Here is a 12,022-nt window from a genome sequence, read left to right on the forward strand (position 1 = left end):
AAACCCACCCCTGCCCCTCCCAAGAGGGGATTTTTCTGCAGTACCCAATTCCCCTCCTCGGAGGGGTAGGGGTGGGTTCAATAAAAAGGAGGAGCAAACTTCTTCGCTTACCCCTCCTCCCTTATCTCAATAAATTATACTCCAAGAAGTAATCTCATCGGATCTTCCAGCAGCTCCTTCACGCGTACCAGGAAGCTAACCGACTCACGGCCATCGATGATGCGGTGGTCATAAGACAGCGCCAGGTACATCATTGGACGAATCTCAACCTGACCGTTGATAGCAACCGGGCGCTGCACGATGTTGTGCATACCAAGTATAGCCGACTGCGGTGCGTTGATAATCGGTGTAGACATCATAGAACCAAACACACCACCATTCGTGATCGTGAAGGTGCCGCCTGTCATTTCCTCGATAGAAAGCTTGTTCTCACGAGCCTTTTTAGCTAAACGGATAACTTCTTTCTCGATGCCATCCAGCGTCAGTTGCTCAGCGTTACGGATAACCGGAACCACAAGACCTTTAGGAGCAGATACGGCAATCGATACATCGCAGAAGTCGTTGTACACGATCTCGTTGCCATCTATCTGGGCGTTAACTGCAGGCCACTCCTGTAAGGCAACCGTAACAGCCTTCGTGAAGAACGACATGAAGCCTAAGCCTACTTCGTGCTTCTCTTTGAACTTGTCTTTATACTTGGCGCGGATGTCCATGATCGGCTTCATATCTACCTCGTTGAAGGTAGTAAGCATTGCCGTTTCGTTTTTAACCTGAACAAGGCGACGGGCAACTGTTTTGCGCAGGTTGCTCATCTTCTCACGACGAGAGTTACGCTCACCTGTTGCGGCAGGGGCAGCAGCTTCTTGTCTGGCAGCCGGAGCCGCAGCAGCTGGCTGAGCAGGTCTTGCCTGAGCACCCATCGCGTCTTCTTTGGTTATACGGCCATCACGACCTGTACCCTGCACATCGGCAGCATTTATACCGCGTTCTGCTAAAATCTTTCCAGCAGCCGGAGATGGCGTACCTGATGCATAGGTTTGAGCACCTGACGGTGCAGCAGCAGCTTGTGCAGCTACCTGTTGCGTGGCAGCTTCCTGCTTGGCATTTGCTTCAGCGTTTGCCTGTACATTACCTACACCACCCGGTACAATTCTGCAAAGTAAACCACCTATCTCAACCGTATCACCTTGCTGTGCTACAATTTGTAAAGTACCGGTAGCTTCTGCAGGCAATTCAAATGTTGCTTTATCTGATTCCAGTTCAGCGATCACCTCGTCCATCTGTACAAAGTCACCGTCTTTCTTCAGCCAGTTGGCTATAGTTACCTCTGTAATAGATTCGCCTACGGTTGGCACTTTCATTTCTACGGCCTGGCCAGCAGCGGCAGCCGGAGCAGCCTGTTGTGCTGGTTCTGCAGCCTGTGCAGGAGCAGCTTCGGTAGCAGCAGAAGCCGGGGCAGATGGCGCTGCGCCATTCTGTTCAATTTTGCAGATAACACCACCAACTTCAATGGTATCGCCTTCCTGTGCAATAATGCGTAAAATGCCTGCGGCTTCGGCTGGCAGTTCGAATGTAGCCTTGTCAGATTCCAGCTCCGCAATCACTTCATCCATCTCCACACGGTCACCGTCATTTTTCAACCACTTGGCTATAGTTACCTCAGTGATCGACTCACCTACGGCAGGCACTTTAACTTCTAAGCTCATATTTTTATCAATTATGAATTACGAATTTTGAATTACGAGTGAGTAATGGTTAATGACGAATGAATAATGAATTCTTTCCTGAACCATTACTCATTCATCATTATTAATTACTCATTAATTATATAGCGAACGCTCTTGCGATCAGCTCCTGCTGTTCTTTTGCGTGTACTTTCAGGTAACCTGTTGCCGGCGATGCACTTGCTTTACGCGCAATTACATCTTCTACACCGTTACGCATAATGCGCAGGATGTATGTCCAGGCACCCATGTTCTCAGGCTCTTCCTGTACCCAGTATACTTTCGCGTTTTTATACTTGCTAAGCTCAGCTTCTAACTGCACTTTAGGGAACGGTGCCAGCTGCTCCATGCGGATGATGGATACATCCTGACGATTGTTCTTCTGCTGCTCTTCCAGTAAGTCAAAGTATACTTTACCAGAGCACAGCAACACTTTCTTCACTGATTTAGGCGCAGCAAAAGTATCACCGATCACTTCTCTGAAGCCACCTGATGTGAACTCCTCTACCGGAGAAACTACCATTGGATGACGAAGCAATGATTTAGGCGACATGTTTACAGCCGGCTTGCGGAACGGCAATGCCAACTGGCGACGCATAAAGTGGAACAGGTTAGCAGGCGTTGTAATGTAAGTAACAAACATGTTGTTCTCAGCTGCCAATTGCAGGAATCTCTCAGGACGGGCATTTGAGTGCTCTGGTCCCTGGCCTTCATAACCGTGCGGCAACAACATTACCAAGCCGTTCATACGCTGCCACTTCGATTCAGTAGAAGAGATGAACTGATCGATCATTACCTGAGCACCGTTGGCAAAGTCACCGAACTGTGCTTCCCAGATTACCAATGCATTCGGGTTAGCCATGGCATAACCGAACTCAAAACCTAGCACACCATACTCAGAAAGCAGTGAGTTGTAGATCTCAAAAGAGGCCTGCTTCTCAGCAATATAGTTCAGGTTGTTGTAAGGCGCACTTGTTACAGCATCGTGCAATACGGCGTGGCGGTGCGAGAACGTACCACGTTGTACATCCTGGCCAGAGAAACGAACGATCTTACCATCCAGAAGTATAGACCCATAAGCTAACAACTCACCGGCTGCCCAGTTAAGCTGCTTCGTCTCAAAGAACATATCCTTACGCTCTTTTATCAGCTTTTCGATTTGCTTCAGTGGCTTAAAGCCTTGTGGTAGATTAGTTAACGCTTTACCTACTGCTTCAATAGCTTCCGCAGAAATACCTGTTTCCGGAGACTGGTTGAAATCTTCGGCTGTAGAACGACGCAGTTCCTGCCACTCTTTCTCCATTACCTGGTAGTTGTATGGCAAAGGTTTCTGCTTCACCATATCCAGGCGGTCCTGCAGCAAGCTGCGGAATTCCTTATCCATGTTCTGCGCAAGCTCTGCATCTACCTCACCTCGGCTGATCAGCGTCTTGTTGTATACTTCGCGTGGGTTAGCGTGCTTCGAGATCAGGTTGTATAGTTGAGGCTGTGTGAATTTCGGCTCGTCAGACTCGTTGTGACCATGACGACGGTAGCACACCATATCAATAAAGATATCGTTGTTCACCTTCTGGCGATATTCCATTGCAAAACGCATGGCAAACACTACTGCCTCAGGGTCGTCACCGTTTACGTGCAGTACCGGCGCATCAATTATCTTGGCAACATCTGTACAGTAAATTGCAGAACGGGCATCTTCAAAGTCTGTTGTGAAACCAACTTGGTTGTTGATCACAAAGTGGATAGTACCACCCGTGTTGTAACCTTCCAGGTTCGCCATTTGGGTAACTTCGTAAACTATACCTTGTCCGGCAACAGCGGCATCACCATGTATAAGTATAGGCAGGATCTTGTCTGCATCTTTGCCATACATTGTGTCTATCTTGGCGCGTACAAAACCTTCTACAACCGGGTTTACCGCCTCTAAGTGCGACGGGTTTGGAGCCAGTTTCAGGTTAACTTTTTTGCCTGATGGCGTGATTACTTCAGAAGAGTAACCCATGTGGTATTTCACGTCACCATCACCCATTGTCAGGTCCGGAACGGCTGTACCTTCAAACTCAGAGAAGATCTGCTCATAGGTTTTGCCCATGATGTTAGCCAGCACATTCAGGCGGCCACGGTGTGCCATACCTATCACTACTTCTTCTACACCAAGCTCAGAACCTTTATCTATAATAGCATCCAGGGCAGGAATGGTAGTTTCGCCACCTTCTAAAGAGAAACGCTTTTGGCCTAAAAACTTCGTGTGTAGGAAGTTCTCAAACACAACCGCTTCATTCAGTTTAGAAAGGATGCGTTTTTTATACTCTATACCCGGGTTAAAATTCAGAGAATCGCGCTCTACCTTTTGCTTAAACCAAGCCAGTACTTCCGGATCGCGGATGTACATGTACTCGAAGCCGATAGAACCTTCGTATATTTTCTTCAGTGCACCTTCAATATCGCGAAGCGTAGCAGCACCAATACCTATCTCATCACCAACCTGGAAAACAGTGTCCAGATCCTTTTCGGATAAACCGAAATCTACCAGATCTAAGTGCGCTTTGCGGTCTTTGCGGTCGCGCACCGGGTTGGTTTTAGAACGTAAGTGGCCGCGCGTACGGTAAGCATGTATCAGGTTACGAACAGCTACTTCCTTATCAGAAACACCAGCGGCAACAGCACCTTTTGCAGGAGCAGCTACACCTTCTGCAGTTTCGTGTCCGTTTTCTGTATAGGTAGATGAGAACTCAAAGCCTTCAAAAAACTTGCGCCATCCAAAATCAACCGACTCAGGATCCTGCTGATAAGCCTTGTACAGCTCATCTATGTAATCGCCGTGCGCATTAGCGATGTAAGTATATTTATCCATAGGAACTACTGCTTTGTATAAAGGCAAAGTTAGAAGTATTATTCAAAAATCAAATTACACATAATCGCATAAGCAAATATATCTATAAATCAACAGGATGCATCTTACTAAAAAGTAAAACAAGTATTTAATTTTTGCTTCTATACTTAATGTTATAAATGCTTGTTAACTAAGTTATGTCCAGAGTATAACAAACGTATGTATTCATTAAGGGGGTTAAAAAACTATTTATTAACAACACAATTCAAATTAAGCTTATTGTCTTGTTACAGAATAAAGCGTTACCAATTACTCTTTTAACAATAAGTGTACTACCCAGAATAGTTATATAACACAGTTAAACAGCATTTTACACTCTTCCCTGATCGGTAAGTGCACGTTACTTTACGTTAACAATTTTCCTGTTTATATAGCTCTTAACTTTTTAGATTTATACTTATCATTTAATACACAAGGGAACCGCAATAAAGGTGTGAGTTACTGCATTTGTGAACACTTTTGAAATCCGGTTATGTACAGCAAATTTCTTGAAGATCTTTCAAAAGCTATTGGAGCAAGACTGCTTGTTGAGTTTGAGTATAGTAACCAAAAGTATAAGGTTGAGCCGCATTTACTGGGAAATAACCAAAACAAGCAAGATTGCTTGTGTGCCTGGCAAAGAAGTACAGTGCATATGCCAGAGCTTAAAGAAGGATGGCACTGTTTTTTGCTGAGTGGTATAAGTAACCTTGTTCTGCTAGAAGAGCGTTTTAATAATACACGACCAGGGTATGAACCTTATAACAGCAGCATGTCACGTATTTATTATCGCATCTGATAGCAACTTGCTTTTAGCCATACTTCTCCCTGGTACCACAGGAAATATAACAGGAAGCCTACTATAACTTTAATTCAAGGCTACAGGATTACACATCCAAGTGAGCCTTCTCTTGCCCCCTACTTAAAATTTTTACACCAGAACTAGTACAGGTTTGTATTTGGCAAAATCTACCAAACTATAATGATTGCCTTAAATGCAGGTATCTACCAAAATGAAAGTATGATTGAGACCCACCTTTGTAACCAAACATAAATGGGAAAAATGGAAGTGATAGAGCTTGCAAGGTATAAATTCAAAAGTAACAGCCATTTCAGGAACGCTCACGTACTGCCTATATCCCGAATTATTACTTAACAACCATAGCACTCTAAACCATATGAAAAAAATAGTACTGTTAGGGTTACTGCCCGTTTTGCTGGCTATTAGTTGTAACGAGAGTAGCCGAAAGGTAAAGGATGATGCAGACAAAAAAACTGTCGCCACCACTACTACTTCCGACTCAACGGCCTTACAGCCTGCTTTACAGAGTATAACGCCCCAGGGACTACTGGAGCATACAAGAATACTTGCTTCTGATGCATTTGAGGGGCGCAGCCCGGGCACTACCGGCGAAGACTCTACAGTTAATTACTTGGTCAGGAAGTTTAAGCAACTGGGCCTTAAGCCCGGCAACCCTGATGGGTCTTATGTGCAAAAAGTACCTATGTTTGGTTTTACAGCCCGGCCTGAAGCTACTTTTACAGCTGGTGGCAAAACTATAAACTTGGAGTTTCCTAAAGATTATGTAGCTGTTTCGAGGCGCTTTGTGCCTGCTATCGATATTAAGAGCTCTGATATGGTATTTGTAGGCTATGGTATAGTGGCGCCCGAGTATGGCTGGGATGACTATAAGAATGTAGATGTTAAAGGAAAGACTATTGTCATGCTTATCAACGACCCTCCTATACCTGATGCTGCCCATCCATCTAAATTAGATAGTACCATGTTCGGAGGCAAAGCCATGACTTACTATGGCCGCTGGACCTATAAGTATGAAATAGCTGCTCAGAAAGGCGCTGCCGCTGCTATTATTATTCATGAAACTGCGCCTGCTGGTTATCCATATGATGTTGTATCAGGCAGCTGGAGCCGCGAAAACTTTGATATCAGCACACCTAATAAAAATATGGATCGTGCAGCCGTAGAAGCCTGGATTACTACTGAAAAAGCAAAACAACTTTTTTCGGCAACTGGCAAAAATTTAGAACAGTTAAAACAGGCAGCACTTAAAAAAGATTTTAAGCCTGTAACGCTTAACGCAAAAGCCAACTTTACTATTAAGAATCAGCTCCGCGAAATAGAATCTAAAAACGTAGTGGCTAAACTTGAAGGCTCAGATCCGGATTTGAAAAACGAATACATTATATACAGCGCACACTGGGACCACCTGGGCAAAGATGACAAACTACAAGGCGATAAGATTTATAATGGCGCTTTAGATAATGCCACGGGCACAGCCGGTTTGCTGGAATTGGCAAAAGCTTTTACCAAACTCCCGCAAAAGCCAAAGCGATCTATACTTTTCCTGGCCGTAACCGCCGAAGAACAGGGCTTGCTTGGCTCTAAATATTATGCTAGTAATCCGCTATATCCGCTAAACAAGACTTTAGCCAATATCAACATGGATGTACTTAATGCCTATGGCCCTACAGAAGACGTTATTGTAGTAGGGTATGGAAACTCATCTCTTGAAGACGTACTGGCTACAGAGGCAGGCAAGCAGAACAGGCGCATTGTACCGGAGGCATCTCCTGAAAAAGGCTCCTATTACCGTTCGGATCACTTTGAATTTGCCAAACAAGGAGTTCCGGCCCTGTATGCAAAATCAGGTGTTGTAGCTCGCAACCAACCTGCCGATTATGTAAAAAAATGGCAAGACAAGTATAATTCAGATGATTACCATAAAGTAACAGATGAAGTACGCGATGACTGGAACCTGGCTGGCGCTATAGAAGACCTGCAATTATTTTTAAGAGTTGGGTATAACGTTGCTAATACTAAGGCATATCCGCAGTGGAAACCTACATCAGAGTTTAAAGCTCGCCGCGATACCATGCTTTCTGGTTATAAAAATTAATTTATACTTTATAGTATAGCTATAAAAAGAGCCTCCCGCTTCAGATAAAGTAGGAGGCTCTTTTTGATTTCAGAGTTTATTGAGCGGACCTATAACGAAGATCTGTTAATGAAATTTCATACTCACCCGGAGTAGCATCATAAAGCATGGTATAAGTAAGCGGGTAATAACCTGAAACCTGCACCTTTGGCGCCTGCCTGATAGAAGATACCACCGGTTGGTTAGCTGTCAGCTGTTGCAGGTAGTTTAGCGTAACCATTGGCTCTATAAATATGAATCTGTTATTATAGGCACCTAATATTAACGTTTTCGTGAATGTAGCGCCCTGTGATAGTTCAGGAGATAACACATCTGCCCAGTGCACCCCCATAGCCGAGATAGATTCTGCTGTAGAAACATAAAGCTCTGGCATATAATTGCTTTTGAACTCTAGTGTGAATTCATGGTTAAGCTCATGCGGGATCATCATACGCTCTTCGTCTGCTATCATGTAAAAATGCACATCAAAGTGTGGCAACAAATATTGCATAGGAAGATGCCCATCTGGGTTCCAATCTAAGCCAACGGATGTGTACTGTGTTTCACCAGCTTGTTTCGGCAACTGTAAATCAAACATCATTGACTTATTAGGTAAGCTTGCCGCTGCTTTGGCAGAGATATTTACACCTATTGCAAGTGGTTCGCCATCGTGTGTTACCTCTACCCATGCACGGGCTACACCTTTTCCTAATGGGGTAGCCGGCCCATAATGAATTGATGTTTTCTCTTTTTTATACTTAGCATGATTTGCAGTACCAGCTTTTAAAGCACCCGGAGCCATTTCTTCCTGTGGTTCACAGGCGCTAATACAAAAAACAAACATTAAGAGCAGATATAAGGCTCCGTTTTTTAAAGTAAGAGTTTCTCTTGTTTTCATGGTTTTAATTTTAAGGTTTCTGTTCAATAAAACCATGTAAGAGGGTGTGCAAACAATGGCGGGTAGTGCAAGAGCAGTAATGGGTTTAGCAACTTAATAAAAATACTACATTATTCAAATAATTATAAAAAATATAATTTATAAAACAAACTAATTATACACATCAAAAACATCAACTTACTTTTACTCTAAATCAAACCCCTTTTACACTCATTATAACTGCTCTCACCTAAATAATTTACAATATTATATTATTACTTGGGTTACCACTTCGTATAATGGGTATAAACAAGTACAAAAATTCTTGTTCATTAAAACAGAAGATTATGAAGAATACAATAAAATTAGCTTTTGCAGCATTCGCACTTTTCGCTTTCACAGCTTGCGGAAACGAAACTAACACAGCTACAGAATCTGAAACTACTGATCAGGTAGAAACTGATATGGATACAGAAATGGATACTGATACCACTACTGTACAGGATACCACTGTAAACGATGGCGTTGCTGATGAAATAAAAGAAGAGCAGCCTCCCGTACAATAGTTATTACATTAAGCAATCATATAAGTATAAAAAACCCTTGCCACTACAAAGGCGAGGGTTTTTTATTTACCGCTCTTTTTACACTATAAACAAAAGAAATAAACTAAGATAGGTGCGTTAATAGTGTAATACTTTTAAATTTAGGCAATGGAAAACCTATTATTAACGCAAGACGGAGTAGCTATCAGGTTGATAGATTCGGATGAAAAGCTACTAAAAGCGGCGGAGCAACTTAAGAAGAGCAAGGAATTAGGCCTAGACCTCGAGTTTGATCAAAACCGTTTCACGTATGGTTTTAACCTTTGCCTTGTACAGCTAGCAGACGAGAATAATAATTGCTATATCATAGACCCTTTTTTGATAAAAGATCTACAGCCTCTTTTTAATCTTATTGAGGATCCTGCCATTACTAAAATCATACACCACTCTAATAACGATATCCTGTTACTGGACAAAATGGGCTGTAGTATTAAAGGTGTTATGGATACTGATGTAGCTGCTAAAATCCTTAACTATGAAAAGTCATCTTTGGCAACAGTATTGAAGGAAGAGTTTAATACCGAAATAGATAAATCACAGCAATCGAGCAACTGGAATAAAAGGCCTCTGACAGAAGACCAGCTGGTTTATGCTGCAATTGATGTGATATACCTACACCGTGTTAAAGATAAGCTGGTTAAAGAAATAACCGCATTAGGCAGAGAAAACTGGCTTGAAGAAGAAAATCAGCTTTTAGAAAAACTGCGTTATACTGAGCCTGAAAACCCTCACTTAAAACTTCGCAATGCCTTTCGCTTAAATTATTTTCAGCAGTTTATACTTAAAGAACTATACCAGCTACGCGATACACTGGCCAGGCAGTTTGATAAGCCTTCACCATACATTATTCCTAATGATGCTTTGGTAGAATTAGCTACAGAGTATAACACCAATATACATGAATGGCTTAACCATACAAAAGGTATTCATGGCGGGTTAAAAAGGCCTAAGAATGAACAATTGCTAAAAGATACTATTGCCAATGCTATACAAGCGGCAAAAGCACAACATATAAGCAACGATTATCCGATAAGCCAATATCAGCGCCCTATTCGCACTGCTGAGACCGAAAGGCGAAAAGAAGAATTAACTATCATACAAAAACAATTGATAGAAGAGTATGGCGAATTTGCTACAAGGCTTATAATGAACCAAAACCTGATAGTAGACTATAGCCAGACAGGAAAGCTGAAGTGTTATAAAAAATACGGGTACAACATTATTACAGCCAAAGCAAAAGCTCTAGGCATTAATCTGGCTGTACAAACTATAAATAGCAACGATAGAAAATAAAATGCTGGACAACATTAAATTAACATCATCTGCCCAATCAGAACTTAACCCTATGTTCCGAAGAGAGCATGATTTTTTAGGTGAGAAAGACATTCCGAATGAAGTATACTATGGTATTCAAACACTAAGAGCTTTAGAGAACTTTAATATCACAGGTATTCCTATTTCAAAAGAGCCCCTTCTCATACAGGCTTTTGGATACGTTAAAAAAGCAGCAGCCTTAGCAAACAGAGACTGTGGCGTACTTGACCCTGTTATTGCAGATGCAATTTGTAAGGCCTGTGATGAGCTAATAGCAGGAAATTATCTTGATCAATTTGTTACAGATATGATACAAGGTGGCGCTGGCACCTCGGTAAACATGAATGTAAATGAAGTAATAGCCAATATTGGATTAGAGCTTCTGGGCCATAAAAAAGGAGAATATCAATACCTTCATCCTAACAACCATGTAAACTTTTCGCAATCTACCAACGATGCTTACCCAACAGCTTTTCGTTTAGCACTTTATTCTAAAATAGAACAATATGTTAATAGCCTATCTGCTTTAGAACAATCATTCGCTAAAAAAGGCCTTGAATTTATTAATGTTCTGAAGATGGGGCGCACTCAGCTTCAGGATGCAGTACCTATGACTTTAGGTGCCGAGTTTCATGGTTTTTCTACTACAATAAAAGAAGATATCCTGCGCCTGAATGAAGCCAAAATGCTCATTTGTGAAATCAATATGGGAGCAACTGCCATTGGCACTTCAATCAATGCACCTGAAAAATACCCTGAAATTGTAACTCAACATCTGAAAGACTTAACAGGTATACCTCTGGTTCTAGCAGAGGACTTAATTGAGGCAACCTGTGATACAGGTGCTTATGTACAGGTATCAGGTGTATTAAAGCGCTCTGCCATTAAAATATCTAAGATATGTAATGACCTAAGATTATTGTCATCAGGTCCTCGCGCTGGCTTAAATGAAATAAATTTACCGCGTATGCAACCAGGTTCATCTATAATGCCTGGTAAAGTTAATCCGGTAATACCTGAAGTAGTAAACCAGACAGCATACTATGTTATTGGTTCAGATATAACAGTAACTATGGCCGCAGAAGCTGGACAGTTACAGCTTAACGTTATGGAACCTGTAATAGCTTATAGTCTATTCAGTTCTTTCAGTTACATGGAGAATGCATGCTATACTTTACAAGCTAAATGTGTGGATGGCATAACAGCAAATGAAGAGATTTGCAAGAATATGGTTATGAATAGCATAGGCATTGTAACTTCTCTTAACCCTCTTCTAGGTTATGAAGAATCGGCATCAATAGCTAAAGAAGCACTTGCAACTGGTAAATCTATCCACGATATAACTGTTGTAGAAAGGAAGTTAATTACTCAGGAAAAGTGGGATGAGATCTTCTCTATCGAGAACCTGATCAGCCCGAAGTTCATCAATCAGTAAGGATTACTTCCATTTCTAATACAGCAAAGGAGCAGTTATAGTAACTGCTCCTTTGCTTTTAGGGAGTGCAAGCTTTTACCATCACGGCCTTGCGTGCAGGCTCAGCTTGTTCTACGTATGTCAGGCTTTAGCTTACGCCAGCTCGAATCAGCAGGGGTGTATAAACGAGCAACACCCCTTGCTCAAGCAGAACAAGGGGTGTTGGTTGATGGGTTGGCGGCTACCTACTCTCCCGGATGTGACTCCAGTACCATCGGCG

The 12,022-nt window shown here is 42.3% G+C and carries 8 protein-coding genes; 5 read left to right on the forward strand and 3 right to left on the reverse strand.

What is annotated here, in order from left to right:
* Positions 1 to 134: 134 nt before the first annotated feature.
* Both odhB and LWP20_RS17850 read right to left on the reverse strand, forming a co-directional pair.
* Positions 135 to 1,706 carry a 2-oxoglutarate dehydrogenase complex dihydrolipoyllysine-residue succinyltransferase gene (odhB, locus tag LWP20_RS17845; protein ID WP_242929541.1) on the reverse strand — a complete coding sequence of 524 codons (1,572 nt, stop codon included), beginning with the start codon at positions 1,704 to 1,706 and terminating at the stop codon, positions 135 to 137.
* A gap of 118 nt (positions 1,707 to 1,824) precedes the next feature.
* Complete coding sequence (locus LWP20_RS17850; protein WP_242929542.1) at positions 1,825 to 4,578, reverse strand: 2-oxoglutarate dehydrogenase E1 component; 2,754 nt, start codon at positions 4,576 to 4,578, stop codon at positions 1,825 to 1,827.
* 511 nt (positions 4,579 to 5,089) lie between these two features.
* Here LWP20_RS17850 and LWP20_RS17855 point away from each other — a divergent pair.
* Both LWP20_RS17855 and LWP20_RS17860 read left to right on the forward strand, forming a co-directional pair.
* Positions 5,090 to 5,395 (forward strand): hypothetical protein, encoded by a 306-nt coding sequence (locus tag LWP20_RS17855; RefSeq protein ID WP_242929543.1) that lies wholly within the window; start codon positions 5,090 to 5,092, stop codon positions 5,393 to 5,395.
* Positions 5,396 to 5,774: 379 nt separating this feature from the next.
* Positions 5,775 to 7,514: a M28 family metallopeptidase gene (locus tag LWP20_RS17860; protein ID WP_242929544.1), complete on the forward strand. Its 1,740-nt coding sequence runs from the start codon at positions 5,775 to 5,777 to the stop codon at positions 7,512 to 7,514.
* Between the two features lie 76 nt (positions 7,515 to 7,590).
* Here LWP20_RS17860 and LWP20_RS17865 read toward each other — a convergent pair whose 3' ends face one another.
* Complete coding sequence (locus tag LWP20_RS17865) at positions 7,591 to 8,430, reverse strand: DUF5602 domain-containing protein (protein WP_242929545.1); 840 nt, start codon at positions 8,428 to 8,430, stop codon at positions 7,591 to 7,593.
* A 326-nt stretch (positions 8,431 to 8,756) separates the two neighbouring features.
* Here LWP20_RS17865 and LWP20_RS17870 point away from each other — a divergent pair, with 326 nt between their 5' ends.
* The 3 genes from LWP20_RS17870 to aspA all read left to right on the forward strand — a co-directional run bounded on the left by LWP20_RS17870 (position 8,757) and on the right by aspA (position 11,763).
* Positions 8,757 to 8,975 carry a hypothetical protein gene (locus LWP20_RS17870; RefSeq protein WP_242929546.1) on the forward strand — a complete coding sequence of 73 codons (219 nt, stop codon included), beginning with the start codon at positions 8,757 to 8,759 and terminating at the stop codon, positions 8,973 to 8,975.
* A gap of 147 nt (positions 8,976 to 9,122) precedes the next feature.
* A complete protein-coding gene (locus LWP20_RS17875) occupies positions 9,123 to 10,307 on the forward strand; it encodes a ribonuclease D (RefSeq protein ID WP_242929547.1) in 1,185 nt (394 codons plus the stop codon).
* A gap of 1 nt (position 10,308) precedes the next feature.
* On the forward strand, positions 10,309 to 11,763 hold the full coding sequence (aspA, locus tag LWP20_RS17880; protein ID WP_242929548.1) for an aspartate ammonia-lyase: 1,455 nt from the start codon (positions 10,309 to 10,311) through the stop codon (positions 11,761 to 11,763).
* Positions 11,764 to 12,022 lie beyond the last annotated feature (259 nt).

It is taken from the genome of Pontibacter vulgaris (assembly GCF_022758145.1).
Lineage (GTDB): Bacteria > Bacteroidota > Bacteroidia > Cytophagales > Hymenobacteraceae > Pontibacter > Pontibacter vulgaris.

What these genes read in the sequence shown, in the direction of transcription:
- LWP20_RS17870 (WP_242929546.1), top strand. Translation starts at nt 8,757, where the DNA reads ATGAAGAATACAATAAAATTAGCTTTTGCAGCATTCGCACTTTTCGCT.
- LWP20_RS17865 (WP_242929545.1), bottom strand. Translation starts at nt 8,430, where the DNA reads ATGAAAACAAGAGAAACTCTTACTTTAAAAAACGGAGCCTTATATCTG.
- LWP20_RS17855 (WP_242929543.1), top strand. Translation starts at nt 5,090, where the DNA reads ATGTACAGCAAATTTCTTGAAGATCTTTCAAAAGCTATTGGAGCAAGA.
- odhB (WP_242929541.1), bottom strand. Translation starts at nt 1,706, where the DNA reads ATGAGCTTAGAAGTTAAAGTGCCTGCCGTAGGTGAGTCGATCACTGAG.
- LWP20_RS17850 (WP_242929542.1), bottom strand. Translation starts at nt 4,578, where the DNA reads ATGGATAAATATACTTACATCGCTAATGCGCACGGCGATTACATAGAT.
- LWP20_RS17875 (WP_242929547.1), top strand. Translation starts at nt 9,123, where the DNA reads ATGGAAAACCTATTATTAACGCAAGACGGAGTAGCTATCAGGTTGATA.
- aspA (WP_242929548.1), top strand. Translation starts at nt 10,309, where the DNA reads ATGCTGGACAACATTAAATTAACATCATCTGCCCAATCAGAACTTAAC.
- LWP20_RS17860 (WP_242929544.1), top strand. Translation starts at nt 5,775, where the DNA reads ATGAAAAAAATAGTACTGTTAGGGTTACTGCCCGTTTTGCTGGCTATT.